Here is a 23,804-nt window from a genome sequence, read left to right as displayed (position 1 = left end):
ACGCCGGGAAGGTTCAAAACCGCGACGTAGAGGCCTGGGATCAAGACACTGCGCAATGGACTGTGAGTAACATAGCACCTTGATACAAAAACGTACCTATTCGTTCAAACCGGCTTCGCTTCAACCGGGTGAGGAAAACCGTTCACGGTAGGCCTGGGGTGTGATCGATACCGCTCGCAGGAAGCTGCGGCGCATGGTTTCTTCGCAGCCAAAGCCGCAGTGCACGGCGATGCGCTTGATCGACGCGCTGCTGTCCGCCAATTGCCGGCGGGCGGTCTCCACGCGAATCAACTCGACCGCCCGCGCGGGGGTCTGGCCGGTCTCGCTGCGGTAGTGGCGCACGAAACTGCGCTCGCTCATGCCTGCCTGGGCGGCCAGTGTGGCAACGTTCAAATCGAGGGTCAGGTGTTCGGCGATCCAGGCGTGCAGCTCCGCAAAACGGCTACCGCCTTTCTGCAGGGACAACGTCACGCTGAACTGCGATTGCCCACCGGGGCGCTTGAGAAACACCACCAGGTGCCGCGCCACTTCCAGGGCCACGGCGCGACCCAGGTCCTCCTCCACCAGCGCCAGGCACAAGTCGATACCGGCGGTCACGCCGGCGGAGGTCCACAGGTTGCCCTGCTGGATGAAAATCGGATTGGCCTCCACCGTCAGCTGTGGGTACTTGCGCGCGAGTTCTTCGCAGCGCGTCCAGTGGGTCACCACGCGGCGGCCGTCGAGCAAACCGCTGGCGGCCAGCAGAAAGGCGCCGGTGCACACTGAAGTCATGCGTCGGGCCTGGGTGGCTTTTTGCCGAACCCAGTCCACCAGCGCCGGGTCTTCGGCAGCGCCGTACACCCCCCAGCCGCCGGCAATCACCAGTGTGTCGCACGGAGCATCGGCAGGCGGCAGTGGCTCGGCCACCAGGGCCAGGCCCGCCGAGGTCATCACCGGCTCGGCCTGCGCGGCGATCACACTGACCGCATAGGGCAACGGCAAGCCCTGCTGGCGCGCCAGGTCATTGGCCGAGGCAAATACTTGCAAGGGCCCGGTGACGTCAAGCACCTGCACATTGGGAAAGGCGAGCACGTTGATGATTCTGGGCATGTTGGCGTAATTCGTGGGCTCAATGGCGTATGCGCCAAAGCCTAGGTGACTAGAGTGAAGCCGTCCATCCCTTTATCAGGAGCAGTCCCCATGACCTTGCAGATCGGCTTTTTGTTGTTCCCCGGCATCCAGCAACTGGACCTCACCGGGCCCTACGACGTGTTGGGATCGCTGCCGGATGTGAAGCTGCATCTGGTGTGGAAGGACCTCGCGCCGGTCACCTCCAGCACCGGCTTGGTGTTTACCCCCAGCACCACTTATGACGAGTGCCCGACGCTGGATGTGATTTGCGTGCCCGGCGGTTCTGGCGTCGGGGCATTGATGGAGGATGAGCAGACCCTGGCGTTTCTCAAGACACAGGCCCAGACCGCGCGCTATGTGACATCGGTGTGCACCGGCTCCCTGGTGCTGGGTGCCGCGGGCTTGCTGCGCGGGCGTCGCGCGACCACTCACTGGGCCTACCACGACCTGCTCGCACCGCTCGGCGCGATCCCGGTGCAGGAGCGCGTGGTGCGTGACGGCAACCTGTTGACCGGTGGCGGGATTACCGCCGGGATCGACTTTGCCCTGACCCTGGCCGCCGAGCTGTACAGCGAGGCGGCAGCGCAACTGGTGCAGTTGCAGATTGAGTACGCCCCGGCGCCGCCGTTCAATGCTGGCCGGCCGGAAACCGCACCGCCGCATGTACTGGAAGAAGCCCGCAAGCGCACCGCCGAGTCGCGCAAGACCCGGGGTGAAATCGTGGCACGGGCGGCGGCCAGGTTGGGTTAAGCGTTCGCCCGCCCGTGGCGGTCGGCGGGCACCAGATGCCCGATCGTGCCGTCCCCATACGCCCGTTCCACTTTGGAAATCACCACGTGATAACCGCCGTACCAGCGGCGGTATAGGCGCTTGGCTTCCAGGTGGGTCGGGTGACTGGCAAAGGCGCGAATGGAGGCCTCGTCACGCCAGTAATAACTGGCGTTGATCAACCCGCCATCCGCCGAACGCCACGACTCGGCCCCCACGTATCCCGGCAGCCTTGCTGCCAGTGCGTCGATCAGATTCGTGAGGCGCTGGAACTCGTCATCCCGTTCGCCGGGCTTGTAGATAAAGGCTGCGATGTACATGGGTAACGTCCTTTTATGAGTGATGTTTCACGTCGGGCGAGACATCAATGCCAAGCGCACGGCCAGCACCATCAGCACGGTTGCCAGGCCCCATTTCTGTAAGCCTGCGCTCCCCGGTTTGCCGGCAAAAAACCGGCTCACCGCCCCGCCAAAAATCCCCAGCACGGCATGAAACACACCGCTGATCAGCGTCAGGATGATCCCCAGTTGCACCAGTTGCAGCGCGATGGGGCCCGCCTCGGGGCTGACGAATTGCGGCAGGAACACCATGAAAAACAGCAGCGCCTTGGGGTTGAGCAAACTGTTGAGCATTGCCCGCACAAACACCCGGCCCAGCGGCACGCGGCTGACGTGGGCCGTGTCCAGGGCGGGCGTTTTCTGCAGGGTCTTGAACACCAGCCACAGCAGGTACAACACCCCGGCGTAGCGAATCAGGTCGAAGGCCGGCGGCCAGCTGGCGACCAGAGCGGTCACGCCGGTCGCGGTCAGTGCCGTGAGCAGCAGGTCCGCCACGCTGATGCCCAACCCGGATGCCACCCCGCCACGCCAGCCATAGGTCACACCGTGGCTGATGACGAAGGCCATGTTCGGACCCGGGGATAACAACAGCAGCAGGACTGCGCCAGAGAACACAGCCAGGGTTGCGAGGTCGATCATGCTCAAGCCATCCGCCGGGAAAGCCTGTAGATTAATCAGCCAACCTGATACAAACAAAAAATTGATCTAGATACACTTTGCACAGGAACGCACCATGGCTCAGGTCCGCTACAAACTGATCGTCGATGAACTGGCCACGCGGATTCGCGCCGGACAGTTGCCGCCGGGCACCCAGTTGCCGACCCTGCGTAGCCTGATGAACAGCCATCGCATCGCCCTCGCCACTGCCTTGCGGGTGTACAGCGAACTGGAGGCCAGCGGCCTGGTGGTGGGTGAACCGGGACGCGGGACGTTTGTGCGCGACACCACGTTGCTGCGGGGCATGGGCCTGGTGCAACAACCGCTCCAACCGGGCACCGTGGACCTGAGCCTCAACTACCCCTCGTTGCCGGGCCAGGCCGAGATGCTGCGCGACGGTTTGCGTGCCATTGCCGCCTCGGGCGACCTCGATGCGCTGCTGCATTCCGCGCCGCAAGGTGGCCGCGCCCATGAACGACAGACCGCCGCGCGGCACCTGCGCAATCGGCAGATTCGCGTGAGTGGCGAGCAAGTGCTGATCGTCAACGGTGCGCAACAAGGCCTCGCCGTCAGCCTGATGGCGCTGCTGCAACCGGGGGATGTATTGGCGGTGGATGCGCTGACGTATCCCGGGTTGAAAACCCTGGCCCAGTCCCAGCGCATCGACCTGGAGCCGCTGCCGCAACCGGCTGGGCATACGGATCTGGATGCGCTGGAGGCATTGTGCAAACGGCGCCCGGTGCGGGGCTTTTATTGCATGCCCACATTGCACAATCCGCTAGGCACGGTGATGGGTGAAGCCGGCCGCGAGCGCCTTGCAGCGTTGGCTGAACGCTACGATTTTCTACTGATCGAAGACGGCGCCTACGCCTTTCTCGCCGAGCCCGCACCGAAGCCGTTGTTTACTTATGCGCCGCTGCGCACGGTGTATGTGTCTGGCCTTTCGAAGAGTGTGGCGTCGGGGTTGCGGGTGGGGTTTATCGTCGCGCCCAAGGCGTGGGTGCCGGCGCTGGAGCAAGCGATCCGTGTCTCGACCTGGAGCACGCCGACGCTCACGGTAAACCTGGCGTGCCGCTGGATAGAATCCGGTGCAGTGGATGCACTGGAAGAGCACAAGCGCCAGGATGCGCGCCAACGCCAGGCGCTGGCCCGGGAGGTCTTGCGAGGGTGTGAGGTGATTGCGCATCCGGCGTCGTATTACCTGTGGCTGGTGTTGCCGGAAGGTCTGCGGGCGGATGCAGTGGTGGCTGCGCTTGAGGGCCAGGGTGTGCGGGTCACCAGTGCCGAGCCGTTTGCCTGTACGGCCCATGTGCCGCATGCGTTGCGGGTGGCGCTGGGGTCGATTGACTTGGCGACGTTGAGAATAGCCTTGGGGAAAATTCGCGAGGCAATTCGGATATGAATAAAGGGCCAGCAGGGTAAATCCCTTTGATTTGCGGGACATTTCCGAGACAATCTTTCGGCCTTGTGCCTGCCGGAACCGGTGGCTAGTCTTCGCCCCGTCACTGCTCATCAGTGATCGGGTTTAGTCGCCCGGATCCGAAAAGGCGCATGTCCCATCATGAGGTTTTATGGTGGCTGTGCGCAGGGCACCTTCGGGTGCGCCGGTTTTTCCTTTTCGGCCGGTCGACTAACCTGCGTACAGCCGCCACCCTACGTTTAGTCGCGAAGGGGTCGGCTCCTTAACCGAAAAGGAGTTACACCATGAATAAACCCGTCCCCGACCCACCCATCGACCTGCTCAAAAACCGCGCTGCCTTCAATCGCGCCCTCGAACACTACCTGCCTTCCCAGGGTTTCCATACCGTCAACGAAGACCTGAGCTTCGAAGACTCCCTGCTCTACACCGCCAGCCTGCTCAGCAGCGCCTCGGCCACCGCCCTCGACTGCGGCGAACTGCTGCAAAGCCCCGAGCGGGCAAAGTTGCTGGCGGTGTGGCATTTGCTGGAAATTGCCAAGACCACCGTCGACCGCTCGATTGAGTGTTTGCACCTGCGCAAGGCTTAGCCGCAACCCCGTCAAGCCTGTGTGGGTTTGTGCATCCGGCCAAATCCACACGGCAACGATTGCCCAATCCTCTGGCCAACGCATAGAATGCGAACCGTTATCAATTAAGACGCCCGCGCCAGGATGCCCATGTCGAGCAACCACCCACTGGATCATGCCGCCATCGGCCAGCTCTACCATGCCCATCATTCCTGGCTGCGCGGCTGGTTGAGCCGGCGTACGGGCTGCCGTGAGCACGCCGCCGACCTGGCGCAGGAAACCTTCGTGCGCCTGCTCAATGCGCGCAAGCAGCAAGCCTTGCTGCAACCCCGGGCCTACCTGAGCAGCATCGCCCGCAGCCTGATGATCGACCAGTATCGCCGCCGCGAACTGGAGCGTGCCTATCTGGAGAGTCTCGCGCATTTCCCGCAAGTCGAGGTGCCGTCGGAAGAAACCCGCCTGCTGATCCTCGACAGCCTGGAGCGCATCGACCGCCTGCTGGACCAACTCAAGCCACGGGTGCGCGAAGCGTTTTTGCTGGCGCAACTGGACGGCCTGACCTGCCAACAGATCGCCTTGCGCCTGGGGGTGTCCAAGGCCACCGTGGAGCGCGACCTGGCCAAGGCACTGCATGCCTGTTATCGGTTGCGTTATGCCGAAGGCTAATCCGCCATTGGTGGACCAGGCGATCCAGTGGATGATCAAGCTGCGGTTCAATATTGCCGATGACGCCACCACCGCTGCCTTCGAACGCTGGCTTGAAACCAGTGGCGATCACCAGCAGGCCTGGCAACGGGTCTCGTCGATGAGTGACGAGTTTGCGCAGTTGCCGGCACAGGTCGGCCGCCATGCCTTGCAAGGTGCCCGCCAACGCATCAGCCGCCGTGAAGGGTTGAAGTTGCTCGGGCTGTTCGCCGGTGCCGCAGGGCTGACTTGGTTCGGCCGGGACTACACGCCATTGCCCGGCCTGCTGGCCGATTACCGCACCGACACCGGAGAGCGGCGTTGGGTCGCCCTCGACGATGGCAGCCGTATCCAGCTCAACAGTGCCAGCGCCATCGATACAGTCTTCAACACCGAAAGGCGTCTGGTGCAGTTGCGCCAGGGTGAAATCCTGATCGACATGGGCGCCGACGGTAGAGCGCCACGGCCCTTCTGGGTGCAAACCCGCGACGGTTATCTGCGCGCCTTGGGCACCCGGTTCATGGTGCGCGAGGAGCCCCACGGCACCTTGCTCGCCGTGCAAAAAGGCAGCGTCGCGGTATTCGCCGACAGCCATCAGGCCAGCGCACGTGGGGTGATACAGCCCGGCGAGCAGATGCTGTTTGATCGAAACGGCTTGCGTCCACCCGCCACCACGGGCCTGGATCCCTGGGCCTGGAGCGACGGTGTGATCAGCGCTCACAACATGCGTCTGGACGATTTCCTCGCAGAGCTGAGCCGTTACCGCACTGGGCTGGTGCGCTGCAGCGAAGCGGTCGCCGGCCTGCGTGTGTCCGGGACTTACCAGTTGGACGATACCGATCAGGTCCTGACCCTGGTGGCACAGGCACTGTCGGTGAACATCACCTATCGCAGCCGTTATTGGGTGACCGTCGCCGCTCGTGCATGACCTTCCGAAAATAAATGAGGTGAATTCTCATCTTCGCTCGACCTGTAAGGAAAGGCCGATCAACAGGCCGATTCTGTCCACTTCCTTCAGGAGCATTCCGCGGTCATGCAAGCGTTCCCCTCCAAGCGTTCTCCCCTCAAGCATGCGGTGCACGCCGCCCTGCTCGGTGCCTGCCTGAACGGCAGCGCCCTGCCCCTGGCGGTCATGGCGCAAACGCCTGTCAGCGACACCCAGGCCCGTGACTGGAACATTGCACCCGGCCCATTGGCCACCGTGCTCGACCAGTTTGCGCGCCAGGCGAGTATCAGCCTGTCCTATGACGCCACCAGCGTCGCCGGCAAGACCAGCCCCGGCCTCAACGGCGCGCTGGACAGCCAACAGGCCTTGAGCCAATTGATCCAGGGCCAGGGCTTGCAAGCCCAACGCCAGAGCAACAACACCTGGCTGCTGTTGCCGCAAGTCGCGGACACCGGCGCGCTGAACCTGGGTGCCACCACCGTGACCGGCGAACACCTCGGCGTCACCACTGACGGCAGCGGTTCCTACACCACTGGCGCCGTGACCATCGGCAAGGGCGCCCACAGCCTGCGGGAAACACCGCAATCGGTCAGCGTCATGACCCGCAAGCTGATCGACGACCAGAACATCACCACCATCGATCAATTACTGGAACACACCCCGGGCATCACCACCTACGACTCACCTATGGGTGGCAAGTATTTCTATTCCCGTGGTTTCAAGATGCTCGGCCAATACCAGTTCGACGGTGTGCCGTTGGACATCGGCAAAGACTACGTACAGGCCGACAGCTTCACCGCCAACATGGCGATCTATGACCGGGTGGAAGTGCTCAAGGGCGCGGCCGGCATGCTCAAGGGCGCCGGCACCGCCAGTGGTGCGGTGAACTTCGTGCGCAAGCGGCCACAAGACAAACCCACTACCAGCCTGTCGCTGTCTGCCGGCACCTGGGACAACTACCGCGCCGACGTCGATACCGGCGGCCCGCTCAATGACAGCGGCACCGTACGCGGCCGCGCCGTGGTCAGCCAACAGAACCGTGGCTCGTACATGGACGTCTCCAAGCGCCAGGACCAAGCTGTTTACCTCGCACTGGATGTTGACCTCTCGCCCGACACCACCCTGGGCATCGGTGCCAGCTACGAAGATGTCGATGCAACGCCCTGCTGGGGCGGTGTGCCGCGCTACAGCGACGGCAAGAGCATCGGCCTGAGCCGTTCCACCTGCCTGGGCCAGGCCTGGAACGACTGGCAGAGCCAACGCACTACGCTGTTTGCCGACCTCACCCACCACTTCAACGACGACTGGCAACTCAAGGTCACGGCGGTGAACAGCCGCAACCTGCAAGACATCAAATACGCCGCCAGCCAAGGCACCGTGAAGTACGGTGACCCGGCGCCAACCGCTGAGATGTACGCTGCGCTGTTTGACTACGACCACCGGGATTTCGGACTGGATGCCTACCTGGACGGTAAGTTCGAAGCATTCGGTTTGCAGCATGAACTCATCATCGGCGCCAATGGCAGCCGTGGCACCCAGGACGACGTCTACGCGATCCGCAGCCTGCCCGACCGGCAAAGTATCTTCCTGCCCAACCACCACTTCCCGCAGCCCGCCAACGATACCTTCTGGCCCAACATGTACCGGGGCGGAACCGTCAAGGAAACCGCCACCCAGTACGGTACCTACGCCACTTTGCGCCTGAGGCTGGCCGAGCCATTGATGGTGGTGCTCGGCAGTCGCGTCAGCTGGTTCGAAAACCGCCGCCAGTCGAATAACCTCGCCTGGGGCGAATGGGCCCTGCAGGATGCACGCACCAAGGAAACCGGTGAAGTCACGCCGTTCGCCGCGGTGATCTATGACCTCGACGACAACCTTTCGGTGTACGCCAGCTACGCCGATATCTTCCAGCCACAAAGCTCCAACGCCACGGTGACCGGCGCCGCCCTCAAGCCCAAAATCGGCGAAAACTACGAGCTGGGCATCAAGGGCGAATGGTTTGAGGGGCGCCTCAACAGCTCGCTGGCATTGTTCCGCGCTATCGAGAAAAACGCCGCCGAAACCGACTACACCACCCAATGCGGTACCTCGGCAGACGGCTATTGCTACACCGACACTGGCAAGGTTCGCGCACAAGGTGTCGAAGCCGAGTTGAGTGGCGAGTTGCTGGAACGCTTGCAAGTGGCGGGCGGCTACACCTACACCCAGACCAAGAACCTCAACAACATCAACAGCGCCGCCATTGGCGCGGTCGCAAACAGCTACGTGCCGCGACACATGCTGCGCTTGTGGGGCGATTATCAGTTGGACGGCACACTGTCGAAATGGAGCGTCGGCACCGGCGTCAACGCCCAGAGCAGCAACTACCGAATTCAAGGCATCAAACTGGAACAAGCCGGTTATGCGGTATGGAATGCGCGGTTGGCGTACCGGGTTGATGACACATGGACGGTGGCGCTGAACGGTAACAATCTCTTCGACAAAAATTACTATCAGACGGTGGGAACGGCCGACTGGGGTAATTTCTACGGCGAACCGCGAAACTTTACCGTCAGTTTGAAAGGCAATTTTTAAGGTTAGTACCGCCTCAATGTGGTGACGGACTCACGTCCTCACCACTCATCGCTTGTCCCCGAAAAACCCCGCATCCGACCTCCGTCAAAAAAAGGTTTTCCTCAGCCGCAGGAAATTTCCCAAATTTGTTCCTACACTCCAAAACGCCAGCATTTTGTTCCGGGAAAACCCGGAAATCCGACCAAGACAGTCAACAAACTGTCACGCGGAAGAGCACCTGACGTGTCTAGACTGAAGGTCTTATAAAAAAGTCAAAACCTTGACGAGCGACGAAAAGGGAACCATCATTTAGCCATTACCCCGCAAATTCCCTGCAGATAGATAGGTAATTGCGTATTACCCAGCGAAGTAACCGTTCGTCTGGCGCCACTTATAAAGCAAGCCCTGCCTTTATGGATGAGCAGCCGAACAAGGAAGCCCTGGTGTGCAATGAGGGATGTTTTTATGCGCGAGAAGTCGTCAGTCGACAGCCTGTTTTTGACCCGGGCCGGTTTCATTGAGTTCTTTGTTGTTTTCGTAAAATTGATGCACGGCCTCACCGCCGTTTTTCCAGCACTGATCCTGCTGTTTTATCCAGACCCGATGGCCCCCGAACTGCGCGCGCACTTTCTCGGCTTGCTGCTGTTTTTCGCGATCCTGACGATCATTCTGTTCCAGGCCATGGGGGTTTACTCCGAGGAGCTGTTCAGCAACCGCCTGCGGTTTCGCACCATGCTGGTGGCCTGGTCCGCGGCCTTTTGCATCCTGCTGTTCATGTACCAGATTCTGCTGATGTTCCCGCAGTTGAGCCCGCGCAACCTGGCGTTCTGGTTTATCACCAGCCTTGCGTTGTTCGGGCTGGAGCGGATCGTGATGCTGCGACTGTTCCGCAACCTGATGGCCAGCGGCAAATACCTGCAACGCACGGTGATCCTCGGCTTCACCGACACCGCCGTGCACGTGGCCGACCACTTACAGCGCAACGGCGATATCCGTTCCGGACTGATCGGTTTTATCGATGACCGCACCGAGCGCATCCCCAAGGAACTGAGCAACCTGCCGCTGCTGGGCAACACGCGCGACCTGGAAAAACTGATCCGCTCCGAGCAGGTCAACCAGGTGATGATCACCCTGCCCTGGGCCGCCGAACAGCGGATCAACGGGCTGGTGAAGCGCCTGCGGCAGATGTCGGTCAACGTCATGCTGGTGCCCGACATGGCGGCCCTGCGCTATGGCCACAGCCGCATCACCGATGTGGGCGGCATCCTGATGTTCAACACCTCCCACGTGCCGCTGCGGGGCTGGTCGCCGTTTATCAAGCGCTGTGAAGACCTGATCCTGGCAACCCTGGGCCTGGTGGCACTGTCGCCGATCATGCTGATCACGGCGATTGCCATCAAGCTCGACTCCAAGGGCCCGGTGCTGTTTCGCCAGAACCGGTTTGGCTACAACGACAACGTGATCCGGGTGTTCAAGTTCCGCTCGATGTACGCCGAGATGAGCGACTTCAACGCCGACCGCCAGACCACCCGCGGCGACCCGCGCATCACCCGCGTGGGCCGGATCATTCGCAAGACCAGCATCGATGAGCTGCCGCAGCTGTTCAACGTGCTGCTGGGCAACATGTCGATGGTCGGCCCGCGCCCGCATGCCACCGCGACCAAGGCCGCCGGCGTGCCCTACGAAGTTGCCGTGAGCGAGTACAGCTCGCGCCACCGGGTAAAACCGGGCATCACTGGCTGGGCGCAAATCAACGGCTATCGTGGTGAAACCGACACCCTGTTCAAAATCCAGAAACGCGTTGAGTACGACCTGGAGTACATCTCGAAGTGGTCGGTGTGGTTCGACTTGTACATCGTTTTCATGACGGTCCCGGCCGTCCTTTCGACCAAGGAAGTCTATTGATGAACACCCTCAACGGCTTGATTCCCTGCATCATTTCCGGTGGTTCGGGCACCCGGCTGTGGCCGGTGTCGCGGCAGAACATGCCCAAGCCTTTCATGCGCATGCGTGATGACCAGAGCCTGCTGCAGAAGACGTTCCTGCGGGCCAGTCACCTGCCGGGTGTGGAAAGCGTGCTGACGGTGACCAACCGCGACCTGCTGTTTCGCACCCTCGATGACTACCGCGTGGTCAACAAGGCCCATCTGGCCCTTGACCTGTTGCTGGAGCCGTTCGGGCGCAACACCGCCGCCGCCATCGCCGTGGCCGCCCTGCATGTACAGGAAAACTTCGGCAGCGAGGCGCAGTTACTGATCCTGCCTGCCGACCATCTGATTCTTGATGAAAGCGCCTTCGCCGATGCCGTCACCCAGGCCCGCGAACTGGCGGAGGCCGGCTACCTGGTGACGTTCGGCATCCAGCCCGACCACCCGGAAACCGGCTTCGGCTATATCGAACAAGGCGAGGCGCTGGGCCAGGGGTTCCGGGTCAAGCGCTTCGTCGAGAAGCCCGACCTGGCCACCGCCCAGGGCTATCTGGACGGCGGCAAGCACCTGTGGAATGCCGGGATGTTCTGCTTCAAGGCCGGTACATTGCTGGAGGAACTGGCGCTGCACGCCCCCGCCGTGCTGGACGCCGCCAAGGCCGCCCTCGAGCACGGCCACAGCCTGAACAACAACAGTTGCCGTCAGCGCGAGCTGAACGCTGAAGGTTTCGGCGCGGCGCCCGACATCTCGATCGACGTGGCGCTGATGGAAAAATCCGCGCAAGTGGCGGTGGTGCCCTGCGACATCGGCTGGAGTGATATCGGTTCCTGGGACGCGGTGCGCCAACTCACCCCCAGCGACGCCAACGGCAACCAGGTCAATGGCCAGGCGATCCTGCATGACGTGCACAACTGCTACATCGACTCGCCCAAGCGCGTGCTGGGCGCAGTGGGCGTGCGCGACCTGATCGTCGTCGACACCCCGGATGCGATCCTGATTGCCGACGCCAAGCGCAGCCAGGACGTGCGCTACATCGTCGCCGAGCTCAAGCGCCAGGACCATCCGGCATTCAGCCTGCACCGCACTGTCACCCGGCCGTGGGGCACCTACACCGTGCTGGAAGAAAGCAGCCGCTTCAAGATCAAGCGCATCGTGGTCAAGCCCCAGGCCTCCTTGTCCCTGCAAATGCACCATCACCGCAGCGAGCACTGGGTAGTAGTCAGCGGCGCGGCGATGATTACCAACGGCGACCGTGAATTCCTGATCAACGCCAACGAGTCCACCTACATTCCGGCCGGGCACAAGCACCGCCTGACCAACCCCGGCATCATCGACCTGGTGATGATCGAGGTGCAGAGCGGCGAGTACCTGGGCGAAGACGACATTGTGCGTTTTGACGACATCTACGGCCGGGCTCCGGCCGAAGTGAAGAAGTGATGCGTACCGCCCTGATCATCCCGACCCGCAACGCTTCCAGCCACCTCGACCGGCTGCTGCCGGCGCTGCGCATGCAAACCCTGCAACCGGACGAAACCCTGGTGGTCGACAGCGCTTCCAGCGATGACACCGTGGCGCGTTTTCGCGAGTTCGGCGCACGGGTCGAAGTGATCGATGCCAAGGACTTCAACCATGGCGGCACCCGCCGCTGGGCCAGCGAGCAAGTCGACGGCGACGCGCTGATCGTCATGACCCAGGACGCGATCCCCGCCGAACCCGAGACGTTCGCCAACCTGGTGGGCGAACTGGAACTGGACCCGCTCAACGGCGTCGCTTACGGCCGCCAGTTGCCGCACCCGGATGCCGGCGTGCTGGGCGCCCAGTCACGCCACTTCAATTACCCGCCGCAAAGCCGCAGCAAAAGCCTGGCGGATGCGCCGGAGCTGGGGATCAAGACCTGCTTCAGCTCGGATTCGTTTTCGGTGTACCGGCGCAGCGCCCTGCAAGCCGTCGGTGGCTTCCCCGCGGATGTGATCGGCAGCGAGGACGCCTACGTCGCCGCCCGCATGCTGCTGGAAGGCTACAAGGTGCGCTACGCCGCCACCGCCCTGGTCTATCACTCCCACGATTACCGTCTCATGGATGAGTTTCACCGCTACTTCGACATTGGCGTTTTCTACGGCCGCGAGCCGTGGATACGCCAGGCTTTTGGCGATGCCGGCGGTGAAGGTAAACGCTATGTACTGGCCGAGCTTCGAGCGTTACGCGAAGCCGGTGCATTGCACCGCGTACCCGAAGTACTGGTGCGCAGCGCGTTCAAATTGCTCGGCTACCGGCTGGGCCATCTGGAGCGCCAGCTCCCCCTCGCCCTCAAGCGGCGCATCAGCATGTTCCCCGGTTATTGGAGGTGAGCATCATGACCTACAGGAAGACCCCTTTGATGAAACGAACCTTGCTCGTCCTGGCCATGATGGCATTGGCCGCCTGCAATACGCCCGCGCGGATCGTCGCGCCCGATGGCAAGACGGTGGACGAGGGCAAGCAGGCCCTCGATCGCATGGCCCAACTGCCACCGGCGGTGGAGCGGATCCGCATCGGCGACCAGTTGCGGATTGTCCGCGATGCCGGGGAAATGCCAACCCTGTCGGCGTTCAACGTCAGCACGATTTACGAGCTGACGCTGTACACCGTGCAGAACGACGGCAAGATCAACTATCCCTTCCTGGGGCCGATCCAGGTGGCGCGGCGCACGCCGGCGGAAGTCGCCGCCGAGCTGAGCCAGAAACTCGCACCGGTGTATCGCGAGCCTCGGGTGACGGTGAACATCAACCAGGCGCCGGGCAACACGGTGATCGTCGGCGGCGCGGTATTAAACCCGTCGGCTGTCTCCATCGCCACGGCCCCGACCATGGAGCAGGCGATTCTCGGTGCCGGCGGCGTGAGCTCGGTGGGCAACGCGAGCATGGTCGCCCTGCTGCGTGAAGATGGCCAAGGCGTCTACCACGCCTACTTCCTCGATTTCAGCCAGTACCTGAAGAACGGCGCACTGGGCCGCAAGCCCGTGGCGCTGCAACGCGGTGACGTGGTGTTTGTACCCAAGTCCAACGTCGGCGAACGGATCCAGGGCGTGGACACTTACCTGAACCAGCTGATTCCCTTCACCAAATCCATTGGTGTGGGCTACAGCTACACCACGAACCACTAAAGGAGCGACATCCCATGATCGAGATCCGTTCTTTTCGTGATCTTCTGCGTCTGTTCTTCATCTTCAAGCACGAGTTCAAACTGGCGGCGATTGCCGCGCTGGTGATCATTTTGCTGGGGGCGTTCCTGCTGCCGGCCAAGTATGAATCCACCGCGCGATTGCTGGTAAAACCAGGGCGTGACTCGACGATGCCGATCGAGGTCGACAACCGTCAGCCAATCGTCATGCCGAGCACCCAGCGCGACCCGATTGTCGACGAAGAGCGCCTGCTGACCGGCCGCCCTATCGTGCGTGCAGTGGCCGAGCATTACCTCGACGTGATGGACAAGATGCAGCCGCCGGAAGGCGTGTGGAAGCGCACCAAGTGGTACGTCAAGAAAGGCATCAGTGCCGTATTTGACGGTGTGCGAGTGGTGCTGGAAACCGTTGGCATCGTCGAAGAAACCACCCCGGTGGAACGCCTGGCGAAAAGCCTGGAGAAAAACTTCGAAGTGACCCACGCCATCGGCTCTACGGTGATGGACATCAGCTTCCGCTGGGATGACCCGCAAATCGCCCAGGCGGTGGTCAAGGATTGGGTCGAGACTTACATCGACGAGCGCACCCAGGCGTTGGGCCGCAAGAGCCTGTATGCGTTCTATGAAGGCCAGGTGTCTTCCAGCGCTGCGCAGATCAAGAGCTACAAGGAGCAGATCCTCGCGCACTTGAACGACATCGGCGCCTCGAGCATCACCGATCGCCTGGAAGACTTGTCCGAGCGGATCAACGTGCTGCGTGGCGAGGTGTTCAACTCCACTCGGCTGATCGCTTCCTCCGACGTGGCGTTGCAGAGCACCCGTGACCAACTCAAGGGCCAGCCCAAAGAGGTGACCACGGTTCGCCAGATCGCGTTGAACCCGCAGCAACAAGACTTGCGTCGCCTGCTGAACCAGAAGCTCCTGGAAAAAGCCGACATGATGCGTACCTATACGGATAACGCGCCGCCGGTCAAAGCCCTGGACGCTTCGATCCGTGCCATGCAGGCCCAGGTCGCCGGTGAAAGCGACACGGTGCAAAGCTCCGAGAACCGCGCGCCGAACACCCTGGAAATCCACCTGCAACGGGTACTGCTGGATGAGACCAGCCGCAACCAGTCGCTGCGTACACAGTTGGTGCAACAGCAGAAGCAACTGACTGAACTGGAAGCCCAGCGCAAGGACGCCCTGGCCATCGAGCCGGAACTGGCGCGCCTGGCCCGTGAGTTGAACGGCACCGAGAAAAACTACGCGCTGTATGTCGACAGCCTGGAAAAATCGCGGATCGACCGTGAACTGGACAAGAGCCAGATCAGTAACATCGCGGTGATCGAAGAAGCTACCCTGAACCCTGGGCGCGTCTTCCCGAAAACCCTGCTGATGCTGCTGCTGGCGATCCCGTTCTCCATCGTGGTCGGCCTGCTGGTGATCTACCTGTGCTACCTGCTGGATCAACGGATCCACGACGGCGGCCTGGTGGAAGGCAAATTCGGCCTGCCACTGTGGACCACGCTGCCGGAGCTGGACACCAGCACCGCGCAAAGCACCAACGCCTTCAACGCGAGCATCTATCGCCTGTATGGGTTGCTGCCGCTGGAGCGTATTGCCGAACAGGGCCTGACCCTGGGGCTGACCTCGGCACGGCACGGTGAAGGCGTGAGCTTTATCGTCGAGCAGTTGCGCCAGTTGCTGGAAGAGAACGGCGTGCGGGTGCGGATCGGCGGGGTTGAGCCGGCGATTCCGGGCCAGGTGGTACTGCTGGATGCTTCGGCGCTGCTGGACAATCGTGATGCGTTCATCAACCTGCGCCGTGCCGACCTGATTGCGCTGGTAGTGGAAGCGCAAAAAAGCACGGTACCGGTGGTGGAACACGCACTGTCGATCCTCACCACGGCGTTCGGCAAGGTCGATGGCATTATCATCAACCGCCGCAAGTTCGAGGTACCGGTCAAGGTGCTGAAAACCATCGCCAAATACCGGGGTTCGTTCTGATGCGCATCGCCCTGCTCGCTCCCCTGCCGCCGGAAAAGAACGGGATCGCCGACTACGCGAACCACTTCAAGACGGCACTGGAGCAACTGGGCGTCGAGGTGGCTACGCCCTTGACGGGCGTGGTCGGCAGCACGGCGGCGATCAAACAAGCCATTGCCGGTTTCGACTGGCAGGGTGTTGACCTGGTCCACGCCGAGCTGGGCGGTGGGCGGCTGGGGGAGTTCCTGGCCCTGCGCGAATTGCGCAAGGCCTACCCCGCCCTGCCGTTGACCGCCACGGTGCATGACCCGGAACGCATGGTCTGGCGGCGCGAGCAATTGCCCTTTCCGCTGAACCTGCTGGAATCCTTGCCCAGCCCATTGCCCCAGGCGGCAGTGGTGCTGGCCGATCCCTTGACCCTGCGCGAAGAACGTCACGTCGCCCAGGGCCTGACCCGGCTGGTGACCCTCACCCGCCTGGGCGCCGACTGCCTGACGGCGCGCATGCAATTGCCCGCCGGCAAGGTGGCGGTGATCAACCACGCCAACCTGGATATCCCGCCGGTGGCCTTGCCGCCGCTGGACACGCTGCACCTGTTGTATTTCGGTTTTATCTACCGTGGCAAAGGCATCGAAGACCTGTTGCAGGCCCTGGCCGCCGCCTTCGAAAAAGCCCCCGAATTGCGTGACCGTGTGCGCCTGACCCTGGCCGGTGGCACTGCCGCCGAAATGGCGTTTGGCACAGGCGGCAATTACCTGGAGCAGTTGAACAGCCAGATTGCCGAACTCGGCCTGGCAGGCTCCATCGACTGGCGGCTGAATTTGCCGGCCAGCGAGATCCCGCAGACGATCCAGGCGCACCATGTGATGGTGCTGCCGTATCGCGAATCGAAAAAGCTCGGCCTGCTGGGCCGCCAGCGCGGCACCAGCGGCGCATTGTCCTGGGCTGCCGCCTGCGGGCGCGGCGCGATCACCTCCGATGCCAGGGCGTTTGCCGAGGAAGTCGCCAGCGGCAATGGCGCCATCTATCCACAAGGCGATGTAGCCGCCTTGAGCGAACAACTGCTGCGGCTCGCACGCAACCCGCACATGGCCACGGACTGGGCCGCACGCGCCGCCGCCATAGGCCGTGAACGGTTGTGGCCAGTGACCGCGCAGAAGTTCGCGAGCCTGTTTGAGCAAACCGTTGCAGGAGGCAACCATGGCGCGTAAACGGACTTACCTCGCTACCCTCGCAGTCGTCGCTGCGCTGGGTTTGACCGCCTTTCTCTGGGGCCGCCCGGCCGATGCCGAGAGCCATGTGCTCAAGGGCAGCAAAGAGGTCGTGTGGAAGGACTTCCTGGGGGTGAACGCGCAGTTCCTGTGGTTCAGCCCCGAGCGTTATCAGAAGCAGATCGACCGCCTCAAGGCCCTGGGCCTGGAGTGGGTGCGCCTGGACCTGCACTGGGACCAGCTGGAAACCGCCGAGAACCAGTACAACGTCGCGACCCTCGACGAACTGGTGAACAAGCTGCAGCAGAACCAGATCAAGTCGGTGTTCTACCTGGTGGGCTCGGCGAAGTTCGCCACCACCGCGCCCGCCTCCTCGCCGTACCAGGACCAGTTCCCGCCCAAGGACCCGAATATCTTCGCCAACCGCATGGCATTGCTGGAACAGCGTTACCCCAGCGTAGATGCGTGGCAGGTGTGGAACGAACCGAACCTGCTGGGGTTCTGGCGCCCCGCCGCCGACCCGGCCGGCTATGCGAACCTGTTGCAAGTCACCGCCGCCGCGTTGCGGGTGGTGAACCCGAACAAACCGGTGGTGGCCGCCGGCATGGCATTCTTCAGCGAAATGCCCAACGGCCAGAACATGCTCGACGGGCTGCTGCAACTGGGCGTGCCGAGCCTGAATACCGTCATGTCCTATCACCCCTACACCCAATTGCCCGAAGGCAACACGCCGTCGAACCTCGACTTTGTCGAAAAAACCAGCGCCCTCAACCAGAAACTGCGGGCGGCCGGGGTGAATACCCTGTGGAGCACCGAGTGGGGCTGGTCGACCTACAAAGGCCCGAAAGAGGTGCAGGACTTCATCACCACCCAGGGCCAGGCCGACTACATCGTGCGCCGCGTCGCGCTGATGAGCGCGCTGGATTTCGACAAGATCTTCCTGTTCACCCTGAGCGACCTGGACCAGCGCGCCAGCGTGCGCGACCAGAGTTATGGCTTGCTCGACATCGACGCCAACCCCAAGCCGTCGTACACCGCGCTGCAGAATTTCCTGCAGGTGAGCGGGCCGAAATTGACCCCCGGCGACCCACCCACCGCCGATCAGTTGCCCGATGGCCTGTTCAGCATCGGCTGGTCCCGTGCCGACGGGCGCAAGGTGTGGTTTTTCTGGTCGGCCCGTGGCGGCAGCGCGCACTTGCCGGGCATGACCACCGCCACCTTGTATGACCCGTTGCGCGGCACCGAAACACCCTTGAGTGGCACCAATGGACTGGACGTACCGGTCAAGCCGAACCTGCAAATTCTGTTATGGGATTGAAGCCACCCATGCGCATCCTCTGGATCCTGCCCTACTCGCCTTGGCCCGCTACCAGCGGCGGCAAGACGCGCCAGTTTCATTTGCTGCGCAGCCTGGCTGCGCGCGGGCATCGGATCACCTTGCTGCTGCATGACAAACATGCGGTATCGCTGACGGATCGCCACGTGCTGGAAGCCTTTCTGGAACAGGTGATCATCCTCCCCCGACGCCCGCTGCGCAGCCTGAAGACCCTGCTGGCCGGGCTGTTTGCGCCGTACCCGTTGCTGGCCAGTGTGAATGGCCTGTCGGGTGAACTGCAGGACACCTTCGAGCGCTTGCTGACCGAGCATTGGGACGTGGTGCAGATCGAACATACCTACACCTTCCAGCCTTACGAAGCTGCATTGGCCCGTCGCTCCCAGCCGTTTGTGCTGACCGAGCACAATGTCGAATCGTCCCTCGGCGCCGCGACTTACGACCGCCTGCCCGGCTGGGCGTTGCCGTTCATACGCTACGATCAATGGCGCTACGGCCGCTGGGAACACCGGGTTATGCGCCAGGCCGCGCAAGTGGTCGCCGTGACCGACGCCGACGCCCAGACCCTGGCGCAGATTGCCGGCAAGCCGGTACCGGTGGTGGTCAACGGGGTGGATTGCGCGCACTTCGCTGCTGCCCGACCCGACCCGACGACCCGCCGCGTGCTGTTTCTGGGCAACTACGAATACGCGCCCAACGTCGATGCCATCGAGTGGGCACTGGATGAGATCCTGCCGAAAGTGTGGGCCCGCTGCCCCGACGCACGCATGAGCGTCTGCGGTTTCGGCATGCCGGAAAGCTGGCGCGAACGCTGGCAGGACGGACGCATCGAATGGCAGGGCTTTGTCCCCAACCTGCTGGCCCTGCAATCGAGTTGCTCGGTGTTTCTGGCACCGTTGCGCCATGGCGGCGGCTCCAAGCTCAAGGTGCTTGAAGCCCTGGCCGCCGGCCTGCCGCTGGCGAGTACCGACCAGGGCGTGTCCGGCCTGGACCTGGTGGAAGGCCTGGATTACCTCGGCGGCCAGACCGCTGAAAGCCTGGCCGACGCCGTGGTGCGCCTGTTGCAACAGCCTGAAGTCGCTGCTCCCATGGGCGAAGCCGGTCGCGCTTATGTGCGCCGTGCCCATGACTGGAGCGTCGCCGCCAGCCAGCTGGAGCAGGTGTACGCGCAACTGTCGCCCCAGAGCCAAAAGGAGCCGGCATGCGCATAGGCCTCGATTACCGCACCGTCGGCACCTCGCCGCAATCAGGCATCAGTCGCCAGGTGTACGCCCTGGAAGATGCCCTGCGCACCCTGCCCGGCATCGAGCTCGAACGCTTCAGCGTCGCGCCGCTGGGGGATGAGCTGCGCCTGAACGTGCATTGCCCGGACTGGGGCTGCGCCAAGACCGCCATGCACCAGCCGCACCAGCGCCTGCGTTTCGAGGCGGGCTACCTGCCCAAGGCGCTGCGCAATGAGCATATCGATGTGTACATCAGCACCTTCAATATGGGCCTGCCGCTGCCGCCCAAACCCCAGGGCCTGCGCACCGTGGTGCTGCTGCATGACCTGTTTCAGATCACCCTGGACAACTATCACGCCAACCGCCTGAAGGCGCTGATCTACAAGGCCAGTGATCGGCTGTCGATCACCTATGCGGTGCACACGGCAGACCGGGTGTGGACGCCTTCGCAGTACAGTGCCGACGAAACCGCGCGGCTGTTTCCCAAGGCGGCAGGCAAGATTCGCGTATTGCCCAACCAGGTGGTCGGTTTTGTCGGACTGCCGGCGGACCTCTCGGCGCGGCAACTGCCCGAGCGCTACTGGCTGCTGGTGGGTACCCGGGAATTGCGCAAGAACGTGCCGTTCCTGGTGGACGCCTGGCAGCGAGCGCGCAGCCAGTCGCCGAGCGTGCCGGAACTGGTGCTGGTGGGCAGCCTGGAGCATTTGCCCGAAGCACAACGCAACTACCCGGGGATACGCGCCTTGAGCGGCGTATCCGACGCTGAATTGCACGGGCTCTACCGCAAGGCCTTGCGCCTGTGGCAGCCTTCCTACGCGGAAGGCTTTGGCTTGCCGGTGATCGAAGCCCTGAGCGTCGGCACTCCGGTGGCGGTGGCCAGCGGTACCTCGCTGGACGAAATCACCCCGCCGCTGGCACCGCGGTTTTCACCCACGGACGGCGCGGCGCTGGTGCAATTGATGCTGCACCTGGCCGACCAACCCGTCGAACAACCACCTGAACAGTTACGCAGCTGGGCCGAACGCTTCAACCACCAGGCCTACCGTCGGCGCCTGGCCGAACTGATCGAGGAATTGAATTGAGAATCTCACTGGGTAGCCTCGTCGCCATCGTCTTCGGCCTGCTGTTTGGTGGGTTGATCCTGTTTCTTTCCCCGGTCAAGGCCGTGCTGGCAGTGATCGGCCTGGCCGCTGCCGTGACGATTCTGCGGTTCCCGTTCTGGGGACTGCTGCTGTTCGCCCTGGTGGCGACGTTCATGCCCTACTCCACCCTCAACCTGGGGATTCGCAGTACGGTCAGTGAGGCGCTGATCGCCCTGACCTGGGCGGCGGTGATCTGGCACGGTTTCCTCTCGCGCCTGCCGGCCGCCCCACCGCTGTCGCGGCGCCCTACCGACCGCATGTTGATGTGGCTGATGATCTTCACAGTGGTGCCGTTTATCGTCGGCCAGGTCAGCATCACCGCCGAGGCCAGCGGCGTGGCGAACTGGTTGCGTTGGCTGCTGAACCTGTCGGTGCTGTTCCTCGCCGCCAAGCTGCTGGTTGAACAGAAGAACCGCGAAGCCCTGGTGATCGCCTTGTTGCTGGGCACACTGGCGATGCTGGTGATGTCCATCGGTGTATTTATCCGCTCGCGCTCGGCCTCGGGCATGTTGCCGATCCTGACCCTGATGAACTACGGCAGCCTCGACACCCTGTCCCTGGGCCTGGGTGCCATGGCCTCGCGGATGGGTTCGCCATGGATGCACCCGAATGCCACCGGCGGGATCATGGCGCTGCTGCTGCCATTGGCGTTCTGCTACGGCATCACCAACACCGGCTGGAAACGCGGTCTCGGCCTGGGCGTTGCCTGCCTGGGTGCGGCGGCCCTGCTGTTGGCCAGCAGCCGGGGGGCGATGGTCAGCCTGGCGCTGGTGCTGATCTGGATGGCGTCGCGGCGGGTGCCGTACACCGGGCGTTTGCTGATGATCGGCGTGGCGTTGGCGGCGGCGCTGGTAGTGTCGTATCCACCGCTGCAGGAACGCCTGGCGACGATCTTTTCGGCGCAGAACGCGAGTACGGAAGTGCGCTTTGACGAATACCGCATGTTCCCCCAGGCCGTGGCCAGTTACCCGCTGGGCATTGGCTTCAAGGTTGACCCTCCGGTGCCGGGTACGCACCTGCTGGGGATTTCCAACCTGTGGCTGAATTTCGTCTACAAGACCGGGGTGATCAGCATGCTGCTGTTTATCGCGGTGACCTGGCGCTGGTGGCGCGAGTCCCGTCCGGAAATCGGCCCGATCCGCCTGACCAAGGACAATGCGATCTGGCTGGGCAGCACGGCGGGGATTCTGTCGGCGCTGGTCAGCGGCTTTTTCGACCACTACTTCAGCTTCGCCCTGGTGATGATTGCGCTGTTCTGGCTGATGGTGGGGATCAACGTGCTGGAGGCGCGGCGGCTGTTTCCGGCGCGTCTGCCAAAGGTCAAGACCGTGGCGCATCGCAAGCCTGTGTTCAATAGCGTCGGGCCCTAGGCATGCTCGGATCGGCGTTCTGGTTGACCCTGGCAACCTTGCTGGGGTTGTGCCTCGGGTTTGCCCGTGAGTGGTTGCTGGTGGCGGCGTGGGGTGCGGGCGAGCGCAGCGATGCGTTCCTGATCGCGCTGTTCTTGCCCGAAGCGTTACGCATGTCCCTGGCCGGCGGTGTGCTGAGTGCCGCCGCCCTGCCGCTGTACCTGCAACGCAAGGACGGCGAGCGCCTGGACTGGCTGGCGGTGTTGTTCCCGGCGCTGTTGCTGATCGCCCTGGTGACCAGCCTGCTGCTGACGTTGCTGGCGCCATGGCTGGTGCAGCTGCTCGGCCCGGGGCTGGCGGCGACGGCCACCAGCCTCGCCAGCAGCAACTTGCAGATTCTCGCCTGGAGTGTGCCGGGGCTGATGCTGCATGCGCTGTTCAGTATTCCGCTGCAGGCCAGCGAGCGCTTTGTGGTCGCGGGGCTCGGTTCGTTGCTGTTCAACCTGCCGCCGGTGACCTACCTCGCCCTCGCCGGTACCGCCACGCAACCGCACTCGCTGGCGTTGGCCTGCCTCACCGGCAGCCTGCTGATGCCCCTGGCGCTGTTGCCGTCGATGCTGCGCCTGGGCTGGCGGCCGTGGCGGCTGCGGGCTTCGACATTGGAATTGCGCGAGCTGGGCGCTCGCATAGGCCCGCTGCTTTTAAGCAACGGTGCCAGCCAGGGTTTGGCGCTGATTGAACGGCTGGTGGCGTCCTTGCTGGGTGAAGGTGCGGTGACCTGGGTCAACCTGGCCCGCAAGCTGATGAACTTGCCGTTGATTGCCCTGATGAGCCTCAACCAGGTGCTGCTGGGCATGATGAGCCGGCGCCAGGGCGACGAGCGCCTGGCCCTGCTCAAGCGTGGCCTGGAAACCGCCAGCCTGCTGACCTTGCCCGCAGGCGTCGGCCTGGTGGCGGCGGCGCCGAGCCTGGTGGCGTTGCTGCTGCCCAAGCAGTCGGTGGATTCGCCGTTGCCGCTGTTGCTGGCCTGGTTTGCCGTGCCGCTGGTGTTCGGCGCCTGGAACGCCCTGCTGGCGCGTTATGCCTATGCCGCCGGCGACACCCGCCAGCCGCTGCGTTGCGAGTTGCTGGGCAGCCTGGTGAACGTGTTGCTGCTGGGTGTGCTGCCGTTTGTGTTTGGCCTGGCGGGTATCCCGCTGGCCGCCCTCGCCGGCGTGCTGTGCACGGCGTTGCTGCTGATGCAACGCCAGGCCTTGCTCGGCGCCCTGCCCTGGAAGGGGCACTGGTTGCTGAGTGGGCTGGTGATGGGCTTGGCGGCGTTGGTGTTGTTTCGGGTTCAAGGTATTTGGCTTCAGCTGGGGTTGAGCACCCTGGCGGGGGCCGTGGTGTTGCTGGGCATGGGCCTGTGGCTCAAGCCGTGGCGCAAGGCAGATTTATAGAGTGGGAGCA

20 protein-coding genes are annotated in these 23,804 nt (G+C 63.0%); 17 read left to right on the top strand and 3 right to left on the bottom strand.

Annotated features, from left to right (window positions below):
* Window positions 1–120: 120 nt before the first annotated feature.
* On the bottom strand, window positions 121–1,089 hold the full coding sequence (locus tag HX821_RS25565) for a GlxA family transcriptional regulator (RefSeq protein WP_177036734.1): 969 nt from the start codon (window positions 1,087–1,089) through the stop codon (window positions 121–123).
* Window positions 1,090–1,179: 90 nt separating this feature from the next.
* Between HX821_RS25565 and inhA the strand changes: the two genes are divergently transcribed.
* Window positions 1,180–1,860 (top strand): isonitrile hydratase, encoded by a 681-nt coding sequence (gene inhA / locus HX821_RS25560; protein WP_102369581.1) that lies wholly within the window; start codon window positions 1,180–1,182, stop codon window positions 1,858–1,860.
* Here inhA and HX821_RS25555 read toward each other — a convergent pair.
* On the bottom strand, window positions 1,857–2,198 hold the full coding sequence (locus HX821_RS25555) for an antibiotic biosynthesis monooxygenase (RefSeq protein ID WP_003208192.1): 342 nt from the start codon (window positions 2,196–2,198) through the stop codon (window positions 1,857–1,859). The genes inhA and HX821_RS25555 overlap by 4 nt on opposite strands.
* Window positions 2,199–2,225: 27 nt before the next feature.
* Window positions 2,226–2,855 carry a LysE family translocator gene (locus HX821_RS25550; protein WP_087695340.1) on the bottom strand — a complete coding sequence of 210 codons (630 nt, stop codon included), beginning with the start codon at window positions 2,853–2,855 and terminating at the stop codon, window positions 2,226–2,228.
* Between the two features lie 94 nt (window positions 2,856–2,949).
* Between HX821_RS25550 and HX821_RS25545 the strand changes: the two genes are divergently transcribed.
* From HX821_RS25545 to murJ, 16 genes are all read left to right on the top strand, one after another.
* On the top strand, window positions 2,950–4,275 hold the full coding sequence (locus HX821_RS25545) for a PLP-dependent aminotransferase family protein (RefSeq protein ID WP_177036732.1): 1,326 nt from the start codon (window positions 2,950–2,952) through the stop codon (window positions 4,273–4,275).
* A gap of 302 nt (window positions 4,276–4,577) precedes the next feature.
* On the top strand, window positions 4,578–4,880 hold the full coding sequence (locus HX821_RS25540) for a DUF6124 family protein (RefSeq protein WP_003208197.1): 303 nt from the start codon (window positions 4,578–4,580) through the stop codon (window positions 4,878–4,880).
* A gap of 129 nt (window positions 4,881–5,009) precedes the next feature.
* A complete protein-coding gene (locus HX821_RS25535) occupies window positions 5,010–5,525 on the top strand; it encodes a sigma-70 family RNA polymerase sigma factor (RefSeq protein WP_177036730.1) in 516 nt (171 codons plus the stop codon).
* Entirely contained in the window at window positions 5,512–6,471 is a 960-nt protein-coding gene (locus HX821_RS25530) for a FecR domain-containing protein (protein ID WP_177036729.1), read from the top strand. The genes HX821_RS25535 and HX821_RS25530 overlap by 14 nt, the downstream gene beginning before the upstream one ends.
* Window positions 6,472–6,576: 105 nt before the next feature.
* Complete coding sequence (locus HX821_RS25525; RefSeq protein ID WP_008434551.1) at window positions 6,577–9,063, top strand: TonB-dependent receptor; 2,487 nt, start codon at window positions 6,577–6,579, stop codon at window positions 9,061–9,063.
* A 444-nt stretch (window positions 9,064–9,507) separates the two neighbouring features.
* Window positions 9,508–10,947, top strand: a complete 1,440-nt coding sequence (locus tag HX821_RS25520; protein WP_003208206.1) for an undecaprenyl-phosphate glucose phosphotransferase — start codon at window positions 9,508–9,510, stop codon at window positions 10,945–10,947.
* A complete protein-coding gene (locus HX821_RS25515; protein ID WP_003208208.1) occupies window positions 10,947–12,407 on the top strand; it encodes a mannose-1-phosphate guanylyltransferase/mannose-6-phosphate isomerase in 1,461 nt (486 codons plus the stop codon). The genes HX821_RS25520 and HX821_RS25515 overlap by 1 nt, the downstream gene beginning before the upstream one ends.
* Window positions 12,407–13,318 carry a glycosyltransferase family 2 protein gene (locus HX821_RS25510; protein ID WP_008434557.1) on the top strand — a complete coding sequence of 304 codons (912 nt, stop codon included), beginning with the start codon at window positions 12,407–12,409 and terminating at the stop codon, window positions 13,316–13,318. Before HX821_RS25515 ends, HX821_RS25510 begins: the two co-directional genes overlap by 1 nt.
* Window positions 13,319–13,347: 29 nt before the next feature.
* Window positions 13,348–14,112: a polysaccharide biosynthesis/export family protein gene (locus tag HX821_RS25505; RefSeq protein WP_008434559.1), complete on the top strand. Its 765-nt coding sequence runs from the start codon at window positions 13,348–13,350 to the stop codon at window positions 14,110–14,112.
* A 14-nt stretch (window positions 14,113–14,126) separates the two neighbouring features.
* The gene (locus HX821_RS25500; protein ID WP_003208213.1) at window positions 14,127–16,118 is read left to right on the top strand and encodes an exopolysaccharide transport family protein; all 1,992 of its coding nucleotides are present in this window, start codon (window positions 14,127–14,129) and stop codon (window positions 16,116–16,118) included.
* Complete coding sequence (locus HX821_RS25495; RefSeq protein ID WP_003208215.1) at window positions 16,118–17,308, top strand: glycosyltransferase; 1,191 nt, start codon at window positions 16,118–16,120, stop codon at window positions 17,306–17,308. Before HX821_RS25500 ends, HX821_RS25495 begins: the two co-directional genes overlap by 1 nt.
* Window positions 17,298–18,626: a cellulase family glycosylhydrolase gene (locus HX821_RS25490; RefSeq protein ID WP_003208216.1), complete on the top strand. Its 1,329-nt coding sequence runs from the start codon at window positions 17,298–17,300 to the stop codon at window positions 18,624–18,626. Before HX821_RS25495 ends, HX821_RS25490 begins: the two co-directional genes overlap by 11 nt.
* Before the next feature lie 8 nt (window positions 18,627–18,634).
* On the top strand, window positions 18,635–19,852 hold the full coding sequence (locus HX821_RS25485) for a glycosyltransferase family 4 protein (RefSeq protein ID WP_177029331.1): 1,218 nt from the start codon (window positions 18,635–18,637) through the stop codon (window positions 19,850–19,852).
* The gene (locus tag HX821_RS25480; RefSeq protein WP_003208219.1) at window positions 19,843–20,946 is read left to right on the top strand and encodes a glycosyltransferase family 1 protein; all 1,104 of its coding nucleotides are present in this window, start codon (window positions 19,843–19,845) and stop codon (window positions 20,944–20,946) included. Before HX821_RS25485 ends, HX821_RS25480 begins: the two co-directional genes overlap by 10 nt.
* 2 nt (window positions 20,947–20,948) lie before the next feature.
* Entirely contained in the window at window positions 20,949–22,376 is a 1,428-nt protein-coding gene (locus HX821_RS25475) for an O-antigen ligase (protein ID WP_032899307.1), read from the top strand.
* Between the two features lie 2 nt (window positions 22,377–22,378).
* On the top strand, window positions 22,379–23,794 hold the full coding sequence (gene murJ, locus HX821_RS25470) for a murein biosynthesis integral membrane protein MurJ (protein ID WP_003208222.1): 1,416 nt from the start codon (window positions 22,379–22,381) through the stop codon (window positions 23,792–23,794).
* The last annotated feature ends 10 nt before the right edge of the window (window positions 23,795–23,804 follow it).

The organism is Pseudomonas sp. B6001 (genome assembly GCF_013386015.1).
Lineage (GTDB): Bacteria > Pseudomonadota > Gammaproteobacteria > Pseudomonadales > Pseudomonadaceae > Aquipseudomonas.
The sequence above is the reverse complement of the archived record's forward strand: the minus strand, read 5'-3'. Positions and strand labels throughout refer to the sequence as shown.